Below are 22,811 nucleotides of genomic sequence, written 5' to 3'. Positions count from 1 at the left end.
TCAGTCGACGCCGAGTGCGTCGGCCACCTGGTGCACGACGCGTCGCACTTTCGATACGCCGAGATCGCGCACCAGTCGGTGCGCCGTGTGCGGCAACGGTGACGCAGCCAGGTCGTGCGGCGTGACGTTCTTGCCGGTCACGCCGGGCAGAAGTTCGACGCCCGCGGCCGCATAGCAGTGCTGCACGAGCGCCGAGCAGTAGAGGGCGCCTTCGCGCGCAAGTAGGTTGTCGCGCCGACGCAGCCGCGTGCTGTGCATGCCCAGCAATGTGCCGACGAGCTCGCTGAGCGAGTAGTGCGCGAGTCCCGACACGACATCCAGCGCGGCGGCGTGGCATGCAGCGGCCTGCGACGCGTCCAGGCCGAAGTCCAGCACGGCGACGTTCGGAAACGCTTCCGCGTCGAAGTAGCGGTCGAGACGATTCTCCTGGGCGCCGAGGCGGACCTGCTTGTAGCGGACATCCAGGTCGGACTCGACGACCCACCAGCGTCCGTCGACGCGCTTCTCGGTGAACAGGAACGCGTGCGACCACAGGCTGCGGTGGCCGTCGTCGGTCAGTGGCGCCTGCGCCTTGCGGATCAGGCGGCTGATCGGGTCGCGTCCCCCGCACAGGCCAATGCGGCCCGGGGCGGCGTGCTCGAGGAGGAACTGCACGTTGTCCATGGTGACCGGAGAGGCGACGACGACGCCGTTACTCCGGATCGTAGTCGAGATTCGACGCCAGCCAACGTTCGGCCTGCGCGACCTCGACACCCTTGCGGCGCGCGTAGTCTGCGACCTGCTCCTTCGACACGCGCCCGACCACGAAATACTGGCTCTTCGGGTGGCTGAAGTAGTAGCCCGACACCGAGGACGCCGGATACATCGCGAAGCTCTCGGTGAGCTCCACGCCGGTGTTCTTCGCCGCATCGAGGAGCCGGAACAGCGTGGCCTTCTCGCTGTGTTCGGGGCAGGCGGGATAACCCGGTGCTGGGCGGATGCCGACGTAGCGCTCGGCGATCAGCGCATCGTTGTCGAGTGTCTCGTCCGACGCGTATCCCCAGAACTCGCGACGTACGCGCTGATGCAGGCGTTCGGCGAGGGCTTCGGCCAAACGGTCCGCGAGCGCCTTCAGCAGGATCGCGTTGTAGTCGTCGTGCTGCGCTTCGAAGCGCGCGACGTGCTCTTCGATGCCGAGACCGGCAGTCACCGCGAATGCGCCGATCCAGTCCTCGCGGCCGCTGTCCTGCGGCGCGATGAAATCGGCGAGGCAGAAATCGGGGCGGTCCGCGGGCTTGTCGACCTGCTGGCGGAGGAAATGCAGACGCACGGTCGCGTCGGCGACGTCATCAGCCGCCGCGGCATGCCGCGGCCCCGCCGTGGCGGCCGTGCCGGCGACGATACGCACGTCCACGTCGTCACCCACGCCCTGCGCTGGCCAGATGCCGAACACCGCCCTTGCACGCAGCCAGCGCTCGTTGACGATGCGATCGAGCATTGCGCGCGCATCGCGATACAGCTCGCGCGCCTGCGCGCCGACGATGCTGTCCTCGAGGATCTCGGGGTAGCGACCCGCGAGTTCCCACGTGTTGAAGAATGGCGTCCAGTCGATGTAGTCGACGAGTTCGGCGAGTGGATAGTCGTCGAACACATGCAGGCCGGTGACGCGGGGCGCCGACGGAGCGTGCGTGTCCCAGCCGCCGTCGAAACGCTGCCCACGTGCCTTCTCGAGCGAAACAAGGCGCTTGCCGTCACCGCGATTGCGATGACGCTCGCGGATCTCGGCGTAGTCAGCTTCATTCGCGGCAACGAACGGCTGGCGCAGATCCATCGAGATCAGCGACTGCGCGACGCCGACGGCACGCGAGGCGTCTTTCACCCAGATCGTGGGCGCCTTGTAGTGCGGGTCGATCTTGAGCGCGGTGTGCGCGCGCGAGGTCGTGGCGCCACCGATCAGCAGCGGCATGGTGAGGCCCTGGCGCTGCATTTCGCGCGCGACGTGGCTCATTTCCTCCAGCGAAGGCGTGATAAGCCCCGACAGGCCGACCAGGTCGGCGTTCTCGGCTTTGGCGCGGTCGAGGATGACCTGCGCCGGCACCATCACGCCGAGGTCGATGACCTCGAAGTTGTTGCAGGCGAGCACGACGCCGACGATGTTCTTGCCGATGTCGTGCACGTCGCCCTTCACGGTCGCCATCACGATCTTGCCGTTCGAGCGCCCCGTGTCGCCGGTGCGCAACTTCTCGGCTTCGATATACGGCAGCAGGTAGGCGACCGCCTTCTTCATCACGCGTGCCGACTTCACCACTTGCGGCAGGAACATCTTGCCGGCGCCGAACAGGTCGCCCACGACGTTCATGCCGTCCATCAGCGGCCCCTCGATGACATCGAGCGGACGCGTCGACAGCATGCGCGCCTCCTCGACGTCACCGTCGATGAACGCGTCGATGCCGTGCACCAGCGAGTGGCTCAGACGTTCGCGCACCGGCTTCTCGCGCCAGCGCAGGTCCTCGACCTTCTTCTCGCCCTTCTTGCCCTTGTACTTGTCGGCGATCTCGAGCAGGCGTTCGGTCGAGTCCCTGCGACGGTTGAGCACCACGTCCTCGACGCGCTCGCGAAGGTCGGGCTCGAGATCGTCGTAAAGGGGCAGGGCACCCGCGTTGACGATGCCCATGTCCATGCCCGCGCGGATCGCGTGGTACAGGAATACGACGTGGATCGCCTGGCGCACCGGCTCGTTGCCGCGGAACGAGAACGAGACGTTCGAGACGCCGCCGGAGATGTGGCTGTGCGGGAAGCGACGCTTGAGTTCGCGCGCCGCTTCGATGAAGGCGACCGCGTAATCGTCGTGTTCTTCGATGCCGGTCGCGATCGCGAACACGTTCGGGTCGAAGATGATGTCTTCCGGCGGAAAACCGATTTCGCCGGTCAGCAGTTCGTAAGCGCGCGAGCAGATGTCGACCTTGCGCTCCACCGTGTCCGCCTGGCCTTGTTCGTCGAAGGCCATGACGACCACCGCCGCGCCGTAGCGACGCACCAGCCGCGCCTGCCGCAGGAACTCGGCTTCGCCTTCCTTCAGCGAGATCGAATTGACGATGCCTTTGCCCTGCAGGCATTTCAGCCCGGCTTCGATCACGCTCCACTTGGAGCTGTCGACCATCACCGGTACGCGCGCGATGTCGGGCTCCGCGGCCATCAGGTTGAGGAATGTCACCATGGCGTGCTCGGAATCGAGCATCCCTTCGTCCATGTTGACGTCGATGATCTGCGCGCCGTTGTCCACCTGTTGGCGCGCCACGACGATCGCTTCGTCGTAGCGGCCGTCGAGAATCAGCTTCTTGAACTGCGCCGATCCGGTGACGTTGGTGCGCTCGCCGACGTTGACGAAGTTAGTCTGCGGCGTGACGACGAGCGGCTCCAGACCGGCGAGGCGGGTGTAGGGGATGAGTTCGGTCATCGGTCTGCAGTGCGTGCGACGTCCCGCGACGTCGCGTGTGATTCGAAAGGAGCGATCAGGCCGCGTCGGCGAGTCGCGGCAATGCGCGTGGCGTGAGTCCGCGAACGACGCTTGCGATCGCCGCGATATGCGCGGGCGTCGTGCCGCAGCAGCCCCCGACCACGTTGACGAGACCCGAGCGCGCGAACTCGCCGATCACCTCGGCCATGTCCTCGGGCGTTTCGTCGTAACCGCCGAACGCGTTCGGCAGGCCGGCGTTCGGATGCGCGCTCACGAAGGCGTCGGCGACCTGTGCGAGCACGTCGACATGCTGACGCAGGTCCTTGGCGCCGAGCGCGCAGTTGAGACCGATGGCGAGCGGGCGGGCGTGGCGGACGGAATACCAGAACGCCTCGGCCGTCTGCCCGGACAGCGTGCGGCCGGATGCGTCGGTGATGGTTCCCGAGATCAGCACGGGAAGACGCGCGCCGCGTGCATCGAAGGCTTCCTCGATCGCGAACAGCGCGGCCTTGGCGTTGAGCGTGTCGAAGATGGTTTCGACCATCAGCACGTCGGCGCCACCGTCGATCAGTCCGTCGGCGGCTTCGCGGTAGGCGAGGCGCAGGTCGTCGAACGTGACTGCACGATAGCCGGGGCGATTCACGTCGGGGCTGAGCGACGCGGTACGGCTGGTCGGACCGAGCACGCCGATGACGAACCGGGGGCGACCGTCCTCGCGTTCGACGTCGTCGCAGACCTGACGCGCGAGCCGCGCGCCGGCCTCGTTGAGTTCGCGCGCGAGGTGCGACAGGCCGTAGTCGGCGAGCGAGATGGACGTCGAGTTGAACGTGTTGGTCTCGACCAGATCGGCACCGGCGAGTAGATATTCGCGATGGATGCCGGCGATGATTTCCGGGCGCGTGAGACTGAGCAGATCGTTGTTGCCGCGCTGGTCGTGCGCGCAACCGCAGCCGGTGCCGTGCTGGTGTGCGTCCAGGGTGCGGCTGGCGTCGAAACCTTCGGCGAACCGCGTGCCACGGTAGTCCGCTTCCGACAGCTCGTGCTGCTGGATCATCGTGCCCATCGCGCCGTCGAGCACGAGGATGCGCTCGGCCAGCAGCTTCTCCAGCGTCGCGGCGCGTTCGGGATTCACGTAGGGCAGTGTCTTCATCGTGGGGTTCTCCCGCGCGCTGCGGCGTCCGGCTTGCGCGCGATGATCGAAAGCACTTCGAAGTGCGGTGGGCGGCGTTCGCGCGTGACGACGCCACTGCTCAGCACGTCGAGCCCGGCTTTTGTCGCGAAACGCTGCAGATCCTTCTCGCTGAAGCCGAGGTTGACGTGACCGTACGCCTCGACCACCGCGCGATGCTCGTGCTTCGCGAGGCTGCTGAGCAGCAGGCGTCCGCCCGGGCGCAGGACGCGCGCGGCTTCCGCAACGGCCTTCGCGGGTTCATCGGCGTACGTCAGCGCGTGCATCAGCACGACGAGGTCGAAGCTGCCGTCGTCGAACGCCAGGGCATGCATGTCGCCTTCGTGCACCTCGACATTGCCCAGGCGACGCAGGCGTTCGGACGCGGCGACGACCACCTTGCTGCTGGCGTCGAGGCAGACATAACGCCGCGAGTGCGGGGCGATGAGCTCAGCGAGCACGCCGTCGCCCGAGGCGATGTCGAGCACGTCGCCGGTTTCCATCAGCGGCAGCGCGGAGCGCGCGAGCGCCTCCCAGGTACGACCCGGCGAGTAGTGACGCTCCATGTCGCCTGCGACCGAGTCCGCCCAGTTCTGCTCGACGGCGCGTGCGGCCAGAACCCCCGGAACGCGTTCGGCGTCCTGACGCAGCAGCGGGTCGTTGCTCCCGTCGCGCAGCATGCGCCACAGCGCGGCCTGGGCCGGGTCCAGCGTTTCGTCGTCGAAGCGGTAATAGGCGGACACACCGGCGCGGCGGTCGCGCACGAGGCCCGCTTCCTTGAGGCGCGCAAGGTGGGTGGACACGCGCGGCTGGGCAAGGCGGGTGATGGACGAGAGCTCGGCCACCGTGAGCTCTTCATGCTCCAGCAGGGCGAGCAGGCGCACGCGGGTGGCGTCGGCGAAGGTCTTGAGCTGGCCCGACCAGGCTTCGAGGTCCATGTGGCGCTTTATCAACGTATCGCGATAGAGCGATAAGTGTCTGCCGCGGGGGCGCGGGGGTCAAGCGGGGAGGCGGCCGGAACGTTCATCCCGGTACAATTTGCGGGCTTTGCTGTCATTCGCCCAATTCGAGGTGCCGACGTGGATTTTCGCTTCACCGAAGAGCAGTTGATGATCCAGGACGTGGCGCGGCGCATCGCGCAGGACAAGATCGCGCCGAGCGCCGAGCACTTCGATCGCACCGGCGAGTTCCCGCTCGACAACATCCGCACGCTGGGCGAGAACGGCCTGATGGGCATCGAGGTGCCAGCCGAATACGGCGGCGCGGGCATGGACCCGATCAGCTACGTGCTCGCGATGGTCGAAATCGCGGCGGCGGATGCCGCCCATTCGACGATCGTGTCGGTGAACAACTCGCTCTTCTGCAACGGCATCCTGAAGTACGGCACCGAGGCGCAGAAGCAGCTGTACGTGCGCGCGATTGCCGAAGGTCGCGAGATCGGCGCGTTCGCGCTGACGGAGCCGCAGTCGGGTTCCGACGCCACCGCGATGCGCTGCAAGGCCACCAAGCAGCCCGACGGCACATTCCTCGTCAACGGCAAGAAGAGCTGGATCACCTCCGGCCCGGTCGCCAAGTACATCGTGCTGTTCGCGATGACGGACCCGGACAAGGGCGCGCGCGGCATCACCGCTTTCATGATCGACACCACGCGCGCAGGCTTCGGCCGCGGCAAGACCGAGCCGAAGCTCGGTATCCGTGCGTCGGCGACGTGCGAGATCGAGTTCAATGACTACGTCGTGCAGGCCGATGAAGTGCTGGGCGCCGAAGGCGAAGGCTTCAAGATCGCGATGAGCGTGCTCGACGCCGGGCGTATCGGCATCGCGTCGCAGGCTATTGGCATTGCGCGCGCCGCGTACGAAGCGACGCTGAGCTACGTGAAGGAGCGCAAGGCGTTCGGCGCCGCGATCGGCACGTTCCAGATGACGCAGGCGAAGATCGCCGACATGAAGTGCAAGCTCGATGCGTCGCTGCTGCTGACGCTTCGCGCTGCGTGGCAGAAGGGCGAGTTCGACAAGGGCGGCGCGCGCTTCAGCAACGAGGCGGCCATCGCCAAGCTCACCGCATCGGAGGCCGCGATGTGGATTACGCACCAGGCGCTGCAGATCCACGGCGGCATGGGCTATTCCAAGGAAATGCCGATCGAGCGTTATTTCCGCGACGCGAAGATCACCGAGATCTACGAGGGCACGAGCGAGATCCAGCGCCTCGTGATCGCACGCAACGAGACGGGCCTGCGCTGAGCCCGCGATGAGCAGCTCGCCGGCGAATCGGCGTCGACGCCCGGATGCACATCCGGGCGCGATGCCGGCGCCGGCGTTTCCTTTTTGAAGGATCCGAACGCCGGCGTACGGATGTCGGCACAGGGAATCGCCTCACATGACCACGAAACGCACCGCCAAAACCACCGCCCGCCGCGTCGATGACGCCGCCGCTGTCGACCAGATCGCCAAGGCGCTGACCGCGACGCTGCCCAAGGCCCAGCAGGGCCTCGCCGAAGCCTTCGCGCGCGTTTTCTACAAGCGCATGAGCGCGGACGAATTCCCGCAGCACTCGCCGGAAGCTTGGGCGTCGCTCGCCGCCGGCTTCCTCGACTTCATGCGCAGCCGCAAGCCCGGCACGGCGCTGGTGCGTCTGTTCAACCCGACGGTCAAGACGAACGGTTGGGAGTCCGCGCACACCGTGCTGCAGGTCGCCAACGACGACATGCCGTTCCTCGTCGACTCGGTGACGCTGGCCCTCGCCGAGCGCGGCATCGCCGTGCACGTGATGGGTCATCCGGTGGTCAAGATCGCGCGTGATCGCGCGGGCCGCGTGACCGGCGTGGGCGAGGGCGAGCGCGAATCGCTGATGCACCTCGAGATCGACCGCCAGAGCGCGGAATCGATGACCGAGATCGAGGCCGCAGTGCGACGCGTGCTCGAAGACGTGCGTGCGATGGTCGGGGACTGGTCGGCGATGCAGGCGAAGATGCTGCAGGTCGCAGACGACCTCGGCAATCGCAAGTCGCCGCTCAAGGCCGAGAATGTGCAGGAGGCGCAGGAGTTCCTGCGCTGGGCCGCCGACAACCACTTCACCTTCCTCGGCTTCCGCGAATACGAAGTCGTGAAGCAGGGCAAGCAGGAAGTGCTGCAGGCGGTGCCGGGCACTGGCTTGGGTCTTCTGCATGGCGAAGAGCGCGGCAAGCCGCGCCCGCTGTCGACGCTGGCCGCGCACTACATGGAGCATTCGGGTTCGGTCGATGCGCTGATCCTGACCAAGACCAACGCGCGCGCCACGGTGCACCGCCGCGGTTACATGGACTACATCGGCGTGCTGAGCTTCGACAAGGCCGGCAAGCCGGTGCGCGAAGACCGCTTCCTCGGCCTCTTCACGTCGAGCGCGTACAGCCGTCGCCCGTGGGACATCCCGCTGGTGCGTCGTCGCTATGAGCACGTGATGGAGAAGTCGGGTCTGCCGACCGATGGCCACAGCGGCAAGGCGCTGCGCCACATCCTCGAGTCGATGCCGCGCGACGAGCTGTTCCAGTCGGGCGAGGACGATCTCTTCCGCACGTCGATGGGCGTGCTGGGCCTGCAGGAACGCGTGCGCAGCCGCATCTTCCTGCGTCGCGACAAGTACGGTCGGTTCTATTCGGCGCTGGTGTACATCCCGCGCGATCGCTTCAACACGGAAGTCCGCCTGCGCATCGAGTCGATGCTCAAGGAGATGCTCAATGCGGAGCACGTGGACTCGTCGGTGCAACTCGGTGAATCGCCGCTCGCGCAGTTGCACATCATGGTGCGTCCGAAGCCGTCGGACGGCCATTCGGGCACGGTGCCGGATGTCGACGTCGCCGAGATCGAAGCACGCCTCGCCGAAATCGTGCGTAACTGGGCGGACGACCTGCGCGATGCGCTGATCGCGCGCCATGGCGAGAACACCGGCCTTCCGCTCGCGAACGCGTACGGGCGCGCGCTACCGGCGGGTTACATCGAGAACGTGTCGGCGGAAGTCGCCGCCAACGACGTCGAGCATCTGGCGGCATTGCAGGGCGCCGACGATCTGCGCCTGAGCCTGTATCGCTCGCATCAGGGCGAGGGCGGCCTGCGCTTCAAGTTCTACCGTGAAGGCGACGACATCCCGCTGTCCGATGCGCTGCCGATGATGGAGAACATGGGCCTGCGTGTGATCGCGGAGCACCCGTACCGCATCGAAGCGGCGGGCAAGGTGTTCTTCATCCAGGACTTCGAGGTCGAATACCCGCGTGCGCTCGAAGTCACCGAGATCGACCAGGACTTCGAAGAAGCCTTCGCCGCCATCTGGCGCGGCCAGGCCGAGAACGACGGCTTCAACCGCCTGATACTCGCGGCCGGTCTGTCGTGGCGTCAGGTGGCGATGCTGCGTGCGTACTGCAAGTACCTGCTGCAGGTCGGCGTGACGTTCTCGCAGGCGTACATGGAGCAGACGCTCGCGCGTTATCCGCTGCTCGCACGCCTGCTGGTCGAACTGTTCGAAGCGCGCTTCGATCCGACCACCGGCAAGGAGAGCAAGGCCGAGATCCGCGCCGGCATGCAGAAATTCCAGTCGCAGCTCGAGCGCCTGGCCGGTGATGACGCGGCGCTGTCGGCGGCAGTGAAGCCGGTCATCGAAGCCCGCGCCGGCAAGCGCGAGGGCCAGGTCCAGGCGACGCGCGAAGGCATCTTCGGCCTGATGGACCGCGTGTCCAGCCTCGACGAGGACCGCATCCTGCGCAGCTTCATGGGCGTCATCGAAGCGACGCTGCGCACCAGCTTCTACCAGGGTGCGCGCGGTGGCGCAGACACTGGTTACGTCAGCTACAAGTTCGACTCCGCCAAGGTGCCGGACCTGCCGAAGCCGCGTCCGTACCGCGAAATCTTCGTCTACGGCCCGCGTGTCGAAGGCGTGCACCTGCGCTTCGGTCCGGTCGCGCGTGGCGGCCTGCGCTGGTCGGATCGTCGCGAGGACTTCCGCACGGAAGTGCTGGGCCTCGTCAAGGCGCAGATGGTGAAGAACACCGTGATCGTGCCGGTTGGCTCGAAGGGCGGCTTCTTCGTGAAGCGCCCGCCCGCGGGTGGCGATCGCGATGCGATCCAGGCCGAAGGCATCGCCTGCTACAAGATGTTCATCAACGGTCTGCTGGACATCACCGACAACATCGTCGACGGCAAGATCATCGCGCCGAACGAGGTCGTGCGTTACGACAACGACGATCCCTACTTGGTCGTCGCGGCGGACAAGGGCACGGCAACGTTCTCCGACATCGCCAACGGCATCGCCCGTGAGCACGGCTTCTGGCTCGACGACGCGTTCGCATCGGGCGGTTCGGTCGGCTACGACCACAAGGGCATGGGCATCACGGCCAAGGGCGCCTGGGAGTCGGTCAAGCGCCACTTCCGCGCGATGGGCCGCGATTCGCAGAAGGACGACTTCACCTGCGTCGGCATCGGCGACATGTCGGGCGACGTGTTCGGCAACGGCATGCTGCTGTCGAAGCACATCCTCCTGGTCGCCGCGTTCGACCACCGCCACATCTTCCTCGACCCGACGCCGGACGCCGCGATCTCCTTCAAGGAGCGCGCACGCATGTTCAAGCTGCCGCGTTCGAGCTGGGAGGACTACGACACCAAGCTGATCAGCAAGGGCGGCGGTATCTTCCCGCGCAGCGCGAAGTCGATCGCACTGAGCCCGCAGATCAAGCAGGCGCTCGGCATCGATGCGTCCGTGGAGTCGATGAGCCCGACCGAGCTGATGAGCGCCATCCTCAAGGCACCGGTCGACCTGCTGTGGAACGGCGGCATCGGAACCTACGTGAAGTCGAGCCGCGAGACGCATGCGGACGTCGGCGACCGCGCCAACAACGCGCTCCGTGTCGACGGCCGTGATTTGCGTGCGCGCGTGGTGGGCGAGGGCGGCAACCTTGGCTTCACCCAGTTGGGCCGCATCGAGGCGGCGCAGCATGGCGTGCTGCTCAATACCGACTTCATCGACAACTCGGCGGGCGTGGATACCTCGGACCACGAGGTCAACATCAAGATCCTGCTCAACGCCGCCGTGCAGCAGAAGAAGCTCACGTTCGACGACCGCAACAAGCTGCTGGCGTCGATGACGGACGAAGTTGGCGCCCTCGTGCTCACCGACAACTACCGCCAGAACCAGGCGCTGTCGATGATGGAGCGCATGTCGGTGTCGCGCCTCGGTTCGAAGCAGCACTTCATCCGCACGCTCGAGTCGCAGGGCCTGCTCGATCGCCAGATCGAGTTCCTGCCGTCCGATGCCGAGTTTGCCGAGCGCAAGGCACGCGGCCAGGGCCTGACGCGTCCCGAGCTGTCGGTGCTGCTGTCGTACAGCAAGCTCGTGCTGTTCCCGCAGCTCGTTCAGTCGGACGTGCCGGAAGACCCGTACCTTTCGAAGGAGCTGGTGCGCTACTTCCCGAAGCCGCTGCAGGAGAAGTACACCAAGCAGATGGACGGCCATCGCCTGAAGCGCGAAATCATCGCGACCGCCGTGACGAACTCGATGGTCAACCGCATGGGCGCGACGTTCGTGCTGCGTATGCAGGAAGACACGGGCCGCACGCCGGCCGAGATCGCGAAGGCCTATACCATCGCCCGCGAGGCGCTGGAAGCGCGCGATATGTGGGCGCAGATCGACGCGCTCGACGGCAAGGTCGCCGAGTCCGCGCAGGTCGACGCGCTGATGGCGATCTGGCACCTCATGCGTTCGATCACGCGCTGGCTGCTGTCGCGTCCGGGTGCGATTCCGGCGATCGAGGCTGCGGTCGCGCGCTACGGCGATGGCATCCGCGCGGTGCGCGCCGCGCTGCCGACTGCGATGACGAAGGATCTGCGCGCGGCGTTCGACAAGCGCGACGCGGACTGGCGCGGCCGCGGCATTCCGGCCGCGCTCGCGCAGCAGCTCGCCGCGCTGCCGCTGCTGGATGCGGTCACCGACATCGTCGAGATCGCGCACGCCCGCAAGCTGCCGGCGGCCGAAGTCACCAAGGCCTACTTCGCCTTCAGCAGCGCGCTGCACCTGTCGTGGCTGTACGACCAGATCGAGGCGTTGCCGGTGGACAGCCGCTGGCAGGCGTTGGCCCGCGGTTCGCTGCGGGACGAGCTGGGCGCGCAGCAGCGTGCGCTGGTCGGCCATATCCTCGCCGAAGGCGGCCGCAAGCCGGCCGACGGAAAGGTCGAGGCCTGGCTCCAGCGCGACGACTCCAGCCTGCGGTTCACGCTGACGATGCTGTCGGAGCTGGCGTCGCAGAAGTCGCTCGACTATCCGACGGTGTCGGTGGCCGTGCGTCGACTGGCGCAGCTGGCACAAGCCGCGTAAGCGCAGCGCCGATGCGGTTCGCCGCACCGCGCTGACTACGGAGCCCGCCGCATCTGCGGCGGGCTTTTCGTTTGTGCAAGCGCCCGTGTCGCACGCCTGCACGGTCGAGCCGCTATGCTGCGGCCATGGCGACCGACACGCTCCTGAAAGCGAACCCCCGGCTGGCCTTTCTCGCCGCGCCGACCCCCGAAGCCCAGGCCGCGCGCACCGCGCTGGTCGAGGTCCATGGCGATACGCCGCCGGCCGAAGCGGATGTGCTCGTCGCCTTGGGCGGCGACGGCTTCATGCTGCAGACGCTCCATCGCCACGCCGCGCTGAGCAAGCCGGTGTACGGCATGAAGCTGGGAACGGTCGGCTTCCTGATGAACCACCAGCGCATCGATTCGCTGGTCGAGCGCATTCACAAGGCCGAGCCAGCGGTGTTACGGCCGCTCGAGATGATCGTGCAGAGCGAGTCCGGCGCCACCGTCGGTTCGCTTGCGTACAACGAGGTCTCCCTGCTTCGCCAGACGCGACAGGCCGCGCATCTCAGCATCGAACTCAACGGGCAGACACGGCTCGAGGAACTCATTTGCGACGGCGTGCTGGTCGCGACACCCGCAGGCAGCACCGCCTACAACTTCTCCGCGCACGGGCCGATCCTTCCGCTCGGTGCCAACGTGATCGCACTGACGCCGATCGCCGCGTTCCGTCCGCGTCGCTGGCGCGGTGCGGTGCTCAAGGCGGATACGGAAGTGCGGTTCAGGGTGCTCGATCCGCTGAAGCGACCGGTAAGCGCGACGGCCGATTCGCACGAGGTGCGCGACGCGGTGGAAGTGACGATCCGCGAATCGCGCGATCGCACAGTCACGCTGCTGTTCGACCCGGAGCACAATCTCGAAGAGCGCATGCTGGCGGAGCAGTTCACCAGCGGCTGAGCGTTGCCGTGCCCGCTAGGCGGCAGTGAATCAGTCGCGGGCAGGGGGCGCGCGTGCCTGCATGGTGATGTGCAGGCGCCCGGGCGACCGCGACAACCGCCGCAGCGTGCCACGGGCGCCCTGACCCGATGCCGCGACGACGCGCGGGGGCTCAATCCGAACCTCCGCGACGCAGCCGTGCAGAATAGGCGCATGCCCGACCGCGATGCCGATCCCCTGATCGTTGCCATTTCCTCCCGAACGCTGTTCGACCTGGAGGAAAGCCACGACCTGTTCGAACGCGAAGGCCTCGAGGCCTACGCGAGTTTCCAGCGCGGTCACGAGAACGACGTGCTGGCGCCCGGCATCGCGTTCCCGCTGGTGCGCAAGCTGCTGCGCCTCAACGAGGGTGCGCCGCCGGAGGCGCCGCGCGTCGAAGTGATCCTGATCTCGCGCAATTCGGCCGACACCGGCCTGCGCATCTTCAATTCCATCGCGCACCACGGCCTGTCGATCCGTCGTGCCGCCTTCAGCAATGGCGCGCCGCCGTATCCCTACATCCGGCCGTTCAATGCGGATCTGTTTCTGTCGGCGCACGGCGAGGATGTGCGTGCAGCGCTCGAGGCCGGCGTCGCCGCGGCGATGTTGTTGCCGTCGACGTCGCGATCGGCTGCGTCAGCGGCTGCGCGCTATCCGGACCAGCTGCGCATCGCCTTCGATGGCGACGCGGTGATCTTCGACGACGAGGGCGAGCGCGTGTCGCGCGAAGGCGGACTCGCCGCGTTCGCGGAACATGAGATGCAGCGTGCTGGCGAGCCGCTCTCGGGCGGTCCGTTCCGGGGTTTCCTCGATGCACTGCATCGCCTTCAGCAGGCGTTTCCCACCGGCGAGGATGCACCGATCCGCACCGCGCTTGTCACGGCCCGCAGCGTGCCCGCACACGAACGCGTGATCCGCACGCTGCGCGAGTGGGGCATCCGCCTGGACGAGGCGCTGTTTCTCGGTGGCCGCGCGAAGGGGCCGTTCCTCGAAGCCTTCGGTGCCGACATCTTCTTCGACGATTCAGAACACAACATCGTCTCGGCGCGCGACCACGTCGCCGCCGGACACGTGCCGCACGGCGTTGCGAATACGCCGCGCTAGCCGGTCAGGTTCGAGATCAGCTGGTCGACGGGCAGACGCACGTCGGTGACGCGCCACTTCAGACCGTCGCGGGTGAACACGAACACGATCGGCACGCCGTCCGCGTTCTGCACGGTGGCGGTGAAACGCGACATCGACTCGTAGTGATAGCTCGCGCCGCGCATCGGATCGAACTGTGCGCCCGGCTCGCCCGAATGCTCGGCCGGATAGCCCATCGCACGACGGATCACGCTGCGGCCCTGCAGGATGGCGCCGATGCCGGCGGGCGTCGCCAGCGCGTCGACCACGCCGCCAGTCATCGTGGCGGTGACCTGGCGGCCGAGGTCTTTGAGGCGGCCGTCGGTCGACGGGTCGCCCATCTTGCGGGCGAGGTAGTCCTCCAGCTGCGCGCGGATGCTTGCCCGCACCAGCGGAAAGTCGACGTCGCGTTCCAGCGTGCGCATGTCGCCGCGCTGCACGGCGTCGCTGATCGAACGGGCGGTAAGGAACGGGCCGGCCGCGCCGTAGGCCACGATGGCGAGGACGGCGGCGAGGATGAGGGCGATGAGGGTCTTCATGCGACCGCAGCCTAGCGAACGCGCGTGAGGACCGCGAGGTTCCGCCTCAGCCCGCGGCTTCGGGCTCCACCGCCGCGCGCACGCGGTTGCGGCCCTCGCGCTTGGCGCGATACAGCGCCTCGTCGGCGCGTGGCACGAGGGTGCGCAGGCTCGCGCTGTGGGCGCGGCCGCGACTCCAGGCGACGCCCACACTCGCGGTGACATTGAACCCCGGCGCGAACGGTTCGCAGTCGATCGCTTCCACCGCGTCGCGGATGCGCTCTGCACCGGCGAGCGCCTGCTCCAGCGTGCAGTCGACCAGCAGCAGCGCGAATTCGTCGCCGCCCCAGCGCGCGGCGATGTCGTGCTGGCGCGCCTGCGCGCGGATGACGTCGGCGACCGCCTGCAGTGCAACATCGCCCGCGGCATGGCCGTGCAGGTCGTTGATCGGTTTGAAGCCGTCGACGTCGACCAGCATCAGCGCGACGGGATGGCCCTGCGCGAGATGTTCGAGCTCCTCGTCCTCCAGCGCCTGGTCGAGCGCGCGGCGGTTCGACAACAGCGTGAGCGCATCGGTACGCGCCAGGCGTTCGGCGATGCGCGTCTGCACCTGCAGCGCGTGCGTGCGGTCGTCGACGAGTGCGCGCAAGCGGAGTTCGGTGTGGCGCAACTGGCCGATGCGCGCGCCGTAGGCGAGCCCGAGCAGCAGCATCGCGGCCACGATGATCAGGCCCCACACCAGGGGACGCTGCCACCAGTAGGAGGCGATGGCGAAGTCGAGTTCGCCGTGCGACATCGCGGACTCACCGGGCACCCAGGCCTGCACGCGCAGGCGGTAGTGGCCGGGATCGAGGTTGGTGAACTGCGCTTCGCGGCCGTCGCCGAGGTCGACCCACGATGAGGTCAGCCCGTCGAGCATGTAGCGGTAGTGCACGCGCTGCGCATTGATCAGCGTCGGCGCGACGAAGCGGATGACGATGCGGTGGTCGCCGGGCACCAGTGTGGTGGCGTCATGCGGATCGCGCTCGCGGCCGTCTACCTCGAAGCGTTCGATGGCCACCGGCGGCAACGGCAGCGACTGGCGCACGGTCGCGTCGGGATCCAGACGGGCGACGCCGATCGCCGTCGCCACCCACAGCCTTCCGGCGTCGTCGAGCGCGGCGGCGGGCATCGAGCCGCCGTTCGCCTGCGCCGACGCCATGCCGTCGGCACGGCCGAACAGGTGCGCGTCGATGTGCTGGCGGCGGCCCGTGGCGACGTCCTCCAGCTCGGCCATGCGCAGGCGGGCGATGCCCTCGTTGCCGGTCAGCCACAGGCGGCCCTGGGCGTCCGGCACGGCGGCGAAGATCTTCTCGAATGGCAGGCCTTCGGCACGTGCGACACGTCGCGGTGTCGTGCCGTCGCCCGCAATGCGGACGAGGCCGCGATCGGTCGCCAGCCACAGCGCATCGCCATCGGCGGATGGCACGAAGGCGTAGACGTACTGCGCATCGGTGGCACGCAGGTCGAGCGGGCGCGCGTGGCCGCCGCGGATGACCGCCACGCCCGCGCTGGTGCCGACCCACACCGCGCCATCGGCGTCCTCGTGCAGCGCCTGCACGAACTCGGCGGGCAGGCCGTCGTGGGCGCCGTAGACCCGCTGCGACGTGGCGTCGTGCACCACGACGCCCTGTTTGGTACCGATCCAGATTCGGCCGTCGTGGGCCGCCAGCACGGCGCGCACCTCGTTGGAGGGCAGACCGTCGTCCATGGTCACGGCGTCGGTCACCGCGCCGGCGTGCAGGCGCAGCAGGCCGTCGTGGAAGGTGCCGACCAGCACGTCGCCGTTCGCGTCCTCGGCGAGGGCGAGCACCGAGACGTCGGCCAAGCGCGTGCCGAGGCCGACTCGGGTGATGACGCCGGTGGCGGGATCCAGACGGTCGAGGCCTTGGCCGCTGCCGATCCAGAGCTGGCCGTCGCGGGTGACGAGTGTGGCGCGGACGAAGTCGTCGGCCAGGCCCTGCTGGCGGGTGAAGGTGTGGATGGGCGCGGTGCGCACGCGCACCAGGCCGCCGTTGGTGCCGACCCACAGGCTGCCTTCGGTGTCGCGGCTGAGCGCGAGCACGCGGTTGTTCGGCAGGCCCTGCGGCGCGTCCAGCCATTCGATGCGGTCGCCCTCGATGCGCGCGAGGCCGGCATTGTTGGTGCCGACCCAGACCACGCCGTCCGGATCGCGCCAGATGCGCGTGGCCGTGCGCGTCGCGAGGTCGGCGTGCAGGAGGCGCACGGTTCCCGACCCGGACACGAGCGCTCCGTGCTCGGTGCCGATCAGCAGGCCGCCGTCCGGCAGCGGAAACAACGAGAAGACCGGGCCGGCCGGCAGGCCGGACTGGGTCGCTTTCACGGCACGGTCGCCGTCGAGACGCGCGACGCCCAGACTCGTTGCCGCCCAGATGCGGCCCTTCGCGTCGCGGGCGAGCGCGTTGACCGTATCGCTGGGGAGGCCGCGGCTGCGGTCGATCACGAGGCGCTTGCCGTCGACGTCGATGCGCACCAGCCCACCGCGCAGCGTCGCCACCCACAGGCGGCCGCCCGGTTCCTCCAGCAGGTCGGTGATCAGGCCGTCGACGGCGGGACGCGTGTCCCAGCGGCCGGCGTGCCAGCGCACGATGCCGCCGCGCGCACTGCCGGCCCAGAGGTCGCCGTGCGGGCCGATGTGCAGGGCGCGCACGCTGTCGTCGCCCAGGCCGGGGATGTCGTCGCGCCGGTACAGGCGGAATTCGTGGCCGTCGTAGCGCGCGATGCCTTCCCATGTCGCGAGCCAGAGGTAGCCGTCGGCGGTCTGGCCGATGCCGTTGATGGTGCTGTGGGGCAGGCCGTCGCGCGTGGTCCAGGCTTCGACGAAGTCGTCCGCCAACGAGTGAGCGGCGAAGGCGGGAAGGGCAGCGAGGGTCAGGACGATCGCCAACAGTGCGACCACGCGTCGAGCCGACGTGTGCAGTGCTGCCTGCCACATGGCGCGGGCACGCGCGCAGGCGCACGCCCTCAACGTTCCTGTCATGACCCCGACCGGTTGGATCCCCGCGGCTACTGTGCCACGCCCGTCCGGCGGGAATCACTCCGTTCGGATCGACGGCGAATCAAGGCTGCCTGGCCGCCGGTCAGGCGAGTTCGGCGTGGAGTTCGCGGCCCCAGGCTTCGACCGCGTCGAGCAGCCCGGCCACGCGCACATCGCCCCCGCGCTCGGCGCGGAGCGTGCGGACCTCGTCGAAGAAGGTGTCGAACGTGTACTCCGACCGCGCGAGGTCGGCGAGGCGTTCGCGACGGAACGCGTTCCAGCGATCGCGTTCGTCGTCTCGCAGCGAGTCGCGCCAGTTGCGCGCGCGATAGCGGAACAACAACTCCGGCAGACGCGCATCGGTCAAACCGAAGTCCGTGTCACCCAGATGCTGCGGCGGCGTGCCACGCACGTCGGAGAAACGCAGACGGTCTGCGTCCGGCAGGAACCCGTCGTAGAGCGATGCGTCCAGATCGGACGCGCCACGATCCAGCGTGGCGGCGAACACGCGCCGCACCTTCTCGGCGATCTCGCCCGCACTCACTCGGATGCGTTCGGCATGGCGTTCGACGCGGTCGACATCGATGCGCAGACGTTCGATGTCGGCGTCGCGCAGATGATTCCACGCGATCAGCGCAGGGCACCGATTGAGGTGGACTTCCTTCAGCGCGACGCGTTCGACGCCCGGAGGCAGCGCGTCCTGTCGCACGTAGAGCCGTTCGGCAATGGCCGCGGGATCGAGCGTCAGCAGTGGTTCGGGATCCTGCACCAGGTCGTAGACGATCACGCGATTGCCGATGCGTGGATGCATTGCCAGCGGGATCACCGGTGCGGCGCAGAGGCGGCTGGCGGGAAAGCGCTGCGAGATGTGCAGCACCGGGGTCATCGCGGCGACGTCGAGCAGGCTGCCGGCGAAGCGCTTGTCGCGCAGCTTCAGCGCGTACTCCCACAGGCGCGGCTGCGCGGCGCGAAGGCGCTGGCTCAGGCCGATCAGTGCGCGCACGTCGGACAGGGCCTCGTGCGCGTCGCCGATGCGCACGCCGTTCGCGGCCGACAGGCCTTCGAGGGTGAAGCTCGGCGTGCCGTCCTCGCGATACACCCAATTGATGCCATCGGGCCGTAACGCGTGGGCGAGGCGCATGACATCGAGCAGATCCCACCGGCAGTTGCCGCCGCGCCACTCGCGCTCGTACGGGTCGTAGAAGTTACGGAACAGCCCATGGCGGACGAACTCGTCGTCGAACCGCAACGAGTTGTAGCCCGCGGTGCAGGTGCCGGGTCGCATCATCTGTTCATGTATGCGCGCGAACGCCTCGGCTTCATTGACGCCATGCGCGAACGCATGCTGCGGCGTGATGCCGGTGATGACGGCGGCCATCGGTGATGGCAAGAGATCGTCGGCAGGCTTCACGAAGAAGCTGATCTCGTCGTCGATCTGCTCGAGCTTGCTGTCGGTGCGGATGCCCGCGAACTGCGCGATGCGACTGCGGCGAGCGCAGGCGCCGAAGGTTTCGAGGTCGTAGAAGAGAAAGCTCGCCGTCACGCCGGCATCCCGAGCGGCGGCAGGCGCTCGGCGACGAGGCGATCGGCGAGGGCGCGGTCGATCGTGTCGAGGCTGGCATGCCCGCGCGTCACCTCGGCCAGCAGCTCGCGCTGCACGCGGCCGCGTTCTAATGCCGTCGCGTACGGCATGCGCATGAACGTGACCATCGAATAGCGCGGCACGAAACGGTCGGGATGACGCGCGGCCAGCTCGCGTTCGAGCGCGCGCTGCAACAGGAAGTCCTCGTTGTCGACACGATCGCGCATTTCGAGATAGTTCTCGAGCGCCATTTGCTGGATCGCGCGAGCGTTCGGAAGGCGCTCGGCCTGGAATGCTTCGAATGCGGTGGCGCGGTCGGGCGCGTTGTCGAGATGTTCGGCGAGCGCGACGCAGTCTTCGAATGCGCAATTCATGCCCTGGCCGTGGAACGGCACCATCGCGTGCGCCGCATCGCCGAGGAGTACGGCATCGCCGCCGAGATGCCAGCGGTCGAGATAGAGCGTGGCGAGCGTGCCGGTCGGGTGGCCGTCGAAATCCGCTTCGAGATTGGGAATCAGCGGCGACGCATCGGTGAAATCGCGCTCGAAGAATTGGCGGGCTTCCGCACCGCTGCGCACGGTGTCGAAACTCGGCTCGCCATGGCTTGGCAGAAAGAGCGTGACGGTGAACGTGCGCTCGTCGTTGGGCAACGCGATGCACATGTAGCGGCCGCGCGGCCAGATGTGGAGCGCGTTGGGCTCGATGCGGAAACCACCGTCGTCCGCCGGCGGGATCTCGAGTTCCTTGTAGCCGTGGCCGAGGTTCTCGGTCCGCTCGCCGAGACCTTCGCGTTTCGCCATCGCGACGCGCAGCGCCGAACCCGCGCCATCCGCGCCGACCAGCGAATCGAATCCGACATCCAGCAAGCCACCACCGGCATCGGCGAACGTTGCCACGTGTCGATCGAAATCCGCAGCCACGAGGCCGCGGTCGAAATGCAGCCGCGCACCCGCGGTTTCGGCGATGTCGAGCAGGCTGATGTTGAGCTCGCCGCGGTGGATCGACCAGATGACTTCGCTGTCGTCGCGGCCGTAGCGCTGCAGGTCCGTACGCCCGTCCGCGAAATGCACCATGCGGCCGCGCATCATCACCGCGTGCGACATCACCGCATCTTCTGCACCGGCGAGGCGCAACGCATGACGACCACGTTCGGCCAGCGCGAGGTTGATCGAGCGGCCGCCCGCATAGCCACGCACGCGCGGATCGCTGCGCTTCTCGTAGACGTCGACGCTCCAGCCGCGCTGCGCGAGCAGGGTGGCGAGCAGCGCGCCGGCCAGGCCGGCGCCGATGATCGTGATGCTGCGGGAGGTATCGCTCACGGGCGCATCCGTTCGAAGGTCGTTGTCGAGTGTAGTGCCGTGGATCAGGCCGTCGCCCAGCGCTCGACCTCGCGCACGAACCGCAGCACGTCGGCGTGCGTGTTGTAGAGCGGCGCCGGCGAGATGCGGATGACGTCGGGCTCGCGCCAGTCGCCCAGCACGCCGTGCGCCTGCAGATGCTCGAACAGCGCGCGGCCGCGTTCGCGACCCCCATGGACCCGCAGCGACAGCTGGCAGCCGCGCTGCGCGGGATCACGCGGGGTGAGGACGTCGAGCGTGTTGGCAAGGCGTGCGTCGATCAGCGCCTCGAGATAGCCGGTGAGCGAGCGCGATTTGCTGCGCAACGCGGGCAGGCCGGCGCGGTCGTACAGCTCGAGCGAGGCGCGCAGCGGCGCCATCGACAGGATGGGCGGATTGCTGAGCTGCCAGCCGTCCGCGCCCGGCGCCGGGATGAACTCGGGACCCATGCGGAAGCGGGTCCCAGCGTCGTGACCCCACCAGCCGGCGAAGCGCGGCAGGTCTTCACGCGAATGCCGCTCGTGCACGAACGCGCCGGCGACCGCGCCCGGGCCGGAGTTCACGTACTTGTAGTGACACCACGCGGCGAAGTCGGCATTGCTGTCGTGCAGCGCGAGGTCGAGATTGCCGACCGCGTGCGCGAGATCGAAGCCAACGTTCGCGCCGGCGTCGTGCGCGAGTTTCGCGATCGCCTTCAGGTCGAACGCCTGACCCGTGCGGTACTGCACGCCGGGCCATAGGACGAGGGCGAGTCGATGACGGTTCTCGCTGATCGCGCGCTCGATCGCCGCCATCGAGATGGTGCCGCTGGCCGAATCGGGTTCGACCTCGATGAGGTCCGTCGCCGGATCGAACCCGTGGAACGCGATCTGCGACGCGGTCGCGTGTCGATCCGAAGGGAACGCGCCCGCTTCGATGAGGATGGCCGGGCGTTCGCGCGTCGGCCGGTAGAAGCTCACCATCAGGAAATGCAGGTTGGCGGTGAGCGTGTTCATCGCCACCACTTCCAGCGGCTTCGCGCCCACCAGGCGCGCCAGCGATTCGCGCACGAGTTCGTGATAGCTCATCCACTGCGCGTCGCCGGTGAAATGGCCTTCGACGGCGTCCTCTTCCCACTTGCGCAGCACCGTTTCGACGTGCGCGCGTGCACCCCGCGGCTGCAGCCCGAGCGAGTTGCCGACGAAATACGCCATCGGCTCGCCGCGGTGACGCGGGATCAGGAACTCGTCGCGGAAGGCGAGCAGCGGATCGGCCGCGTCGAGGGCGGCGGCGTGCGCGTCGGTGTAGAGGTCGGTCATGCGATCGTCAGGCGAAACGGGAGAGTGGCAGGCCGAGCCATTCCAGCGCGGTGCCGTGATACAGGCGGTTCTGTTCGGCGTCGTTGAGATGCAGCGCTGCGATGCCGGCTCCGGGCTCCTGTTCGCCGAGCGGGAACGGGTAGTCGGTGCCGAGCATCACACGGTCGGCGCCGCAGGTGTCGAGCAGGTACTGCAGCGCGCGCGGGTCGGCGACCCACGAATCGAAATACAGCCGCGACAGGTAGTCGCGCGGATTGCGCGGGTTGTCGGTGGCGACCAGGTCGGGCCGCATGTTGAAGCCGTGCTCGATGCGGCCGATCGTGTAGGGGAACGAGCCGCCGCCGTGCGCGAGGCAGACCTTCAGCTTCGGCAGCCGCTCCAGCACGCCGCCGAAGATCAGGCAGCAGGCCGCGCGCGATTGTTCGGCGGGCATGCCGACCAGCCACGGCAGCCAGTACTTCGGCATCGACTCGCTGCCCATCATGTCCCAAGGGTGCACGAGGATGGCGGCACCGAGTTCCGCGGCAGCCTCGAAGAATTCGAACAGCTCCGGCGCGTCGAGATTCCAGTCGCCGATGTGGCTGCCGATCTGCACGCCCTGCAGGCCCAGCTGGTCCATGCAGCGTTCCAGTTCCTGCACGGCCAGACGGGGCGACTGCAGCGGCACGGTGCCGATGCCCGCGTAGTGGCGCGGGAAGTCGTTGACCGTCTGCGCCATGTGGTCATTGAGCGCCTGGTGCAGCTCCAGCGCGTGCTGCGGCTTCGCCCAGTAGCTGAACATGACGGGCACGGTGCTGATGACCTGCACCTGCACGCCGAAGCGCGCGTAGTCGTCGATGCGTTCCTGCGGATCCCAGGTCTTGGACCAGATCTCGCGGAAGAACTTGCCGTCCTTGTAGATGCGATGGCGGCCGTCGTCGGTGTGGTGGATCACCGGGAAACGCTCGTCACCGAACTTGCGCGCGAGGTCAGGCCAGTCGCGCGGCAGGTAGTGGGCGTGGGTATCGATCTTCAGCATCGGGCCGACGGCGCGCTCGGGAGACGCA

At 67.9% G+C, this 22,811-nt stretch carries 14 protein-coding genes; 4 read left to right on the top strand and 10 right to left on the bottom strand.

The window, feature by feature from the left end:
- The 4 genes from DWG18_RS05900 to DWG18_RS05885 are packed head-to-tail and all read right to left on the bottom strand — an operon-like array spanning nucleotide 1 to nucleotide 5,542.
- Complete coding sequence (locus DWG18_RS05900) at nucleotides 1-663, bottom strand: hypothetical protein (RefSeq protein WP_115646246.1); 663 nt, start codon at nucleotides 661-663, stop codon at nucleotides 1-3.
- Nucleotides 664-691: 28 nt separating this feature from the next.
- Nucleotides 692-3,478 (bottom strand): methionine synthase, encoded by a 2,787-nt coding sequence (gene metH / locus DWG18_RS05895; RefSeq protein WP_162823894.1) that lies wholly within the window; start codon nucleotides 3,476-3,478, stop codon nucleotides 692-694.
- Between the two features lie 13 nt (nucleotides 3,479-3,491).
- Nucleotides 3,492-4,586 carry a homocysteine S-methyltransferase family protein gene (locus tag DWG18_RS05890; protein WP_115646242.1) on the bottom strand — a complete coding sequence of 365 codons (1,095 nt, stop codon included), beginning with the start codon at nucleotides 4,584-4,586 and terminating at the stop codon, nucleotides 3,492-3,494.
- On the bottom strand, nucleotides 4,583-5,542 hold the full coding sequence (locus DWG18_RS05885; protein ID WP_115646240.1) for a metalloregulator ArsR/SmtB family transcription factor: 960 nt from the start codon (nucleotides 5,540-5,542) through the stop codon (nucleotides 4,583-4,585). The genes DWG18_RS05890 and DWG18_RS05885 overlap by 4 nt, the downstream gene beginning before the upstream one ends.
- A 117-nt stretch (nucleotides 5,543-5,659) precedes the next feature.
- Between DWG18_RS05885 and DWG18_RS05880 the strand changes: the two genes are divergently transcribed.
- The 4 genes from DWG18_RS05880 to DWG18_RS05865 all read left to right on the top strand — a co-directional run bounded on the left by DWG18_RS05880 (nucleotide 5,660) and on the right by DWG18_RS05865 (nucleotide 13,975).
- Nucleotides 5,660-6,844, top strand: a complete 1,185-nt coding sequence (locus DWG18_RS05880; RefSeq protein ID WP_343195084.1) for an acyl-CoA dehydrogenase family protein — start codon at nucleotides 5,660-5,662, stop codon at nucleotides 6,842-6,844.
- A 136-nt stretch (nucleotides 6,845-6,980) separates the two neighbouring features.
- A complete protein-coding gene (locus DWG18_RS05875) occupies nucleotides 6,981-11,936 on the top strand; it encodes an NAD-glutamate dehydrogenase domain-containing protein (protein ID WP_115646236.1) in 4,956 nt (1,651 codons plus the stop codon).
- Nucleotides 11,937-12,079: 143 nt separating this feature from the next.
- On the top strand, nucleotides 12,080-12,853 hold the full coding sequence (locus DWG18_RS05870; protein WP_115648058.1) for an NAD kinase: 774 nt from the start codon (nucleotides 12,080-12,082) through the stop codon (nucleotides 12,851-12,853).
- Nucleotides 12,854-13,045: 192 nt separating this feature from the next.
- Nucleotides 13,046-13,975: a 5'-nucleotidase gene (locus DWG18_RS05865; protein ID WP_115646234.1), complete on the top strand. Its 930-nt coding sequence runs from the start codon at nucleotides 13,046-13,048 to the stop codon at nucleotides 13,973-13,975.
- Here the strand turns inward: DWG18_RS05865 and DWG18_RS05860 are convergent.
- The 6 genes from DWG18_RS05860 to DWG18_RS05835 all read right to left on the bottom strand — a co-directional run bounded on the left by DWG18_RS05860 (nucleotide 13,972) and on the right by DWG18_RS05835 (nucleotide 22,783).
- Nucleotides 13,972-14,532, bottom strand: a complete 561-nt coding sequence (locus DWG18_RS05860; protein WP_115646232.1) for a DUF2939 domain-containing protein — start codon at nucleotides 14,530-14,532, stop codon at nucleotides 13,972-13,974. The genes DWG18_RS05865 and DWG18_RS05860 overlap by 4 nt on opposite strands.
- Before the next feature lie 46 nt (nucleotides 14,533-14,578).
- Nucleotides 14,579-17,470 carry a ligand-binding sensor domain-containing diguanylate cyclase gene (locus DWG18_RS05855; RefSeq protein ID WP_162823733.1) on the bottom strand — a complete coding sequence of 964 codons (2,892 nt, stop codon included), beginning with the start codon at nucleotides 17,468-17,470 and terminating at the stop codon, nucleotides 14,579-14,581.
- Between the two features lie 181 nt (nucleotides 17,471-17,651).
- Nucleotides 17,652-19,091, bottom strand: coding sequence for an exodeoxyribonuclease I (sbcB, locus tag DWG18_RS05850; RefSeq protein WP_115646229.1), 1,440 nt, complete (start codon nucleotides 19,089-19,091; stop codon nucleotides 17,652-17,654).
- A complete protein-coding gene (locus tag DWG18_RS05845; RefSeq protein WP_115646227.1) occupies nucleotides 19,088-20,449 on the bottom strand; it encodes an NAD(P)/FAD-dependent oxidoreductase in 1,362 nt (453 codons plus the stop codon). The genes sbcB and DWG18_RS05845 overlap by 4 nt, the downstream gene beginning before the upstream one ends.
- Nucleotides 20,450-20,493: 44 nt before the next feature.
- Nucleotides 20,494-21,765, bottom strand: coding sequence for a kynureninase (gene kynU, locus DWG18_RS05840; protein WP_115646226.1), 1,272 nt, complete (start codon nucleotides 21,763-21,765; stop codon nucleotides 20,494-20,496).
- 7 nt (nucleotides 21,766-21,772) lie between these two features.
- A complete protein-coding gene (locus DWG18_RS05835; RefSeq protein WP_115646224.1) occupies nucleotides 21,773-22,783 on the bottom strand; it encodes an amidohydrolase family protein in 1,011 nt (336 codons plus the stop codon).
- Between the last annotated feature and the right edge of the window lie 28 nt (nucleotides 22,784-22,811).

It is taken from the genome of Lysobacter sp. TY2-98 (genome assembly GCF_003367355.1).
In the GTDB taxonomy this organism is placed as follows: Bacteria; Pseudomonadota; Gammaproteobacteria; order Xanthomonadales; family Xanthomonadaceae; genus Cognatilysobacter.
Note: the sequence above shows the minus strand (reverse complement) of the source record. Positions and strands in the feature narration are given on the sequence as shown.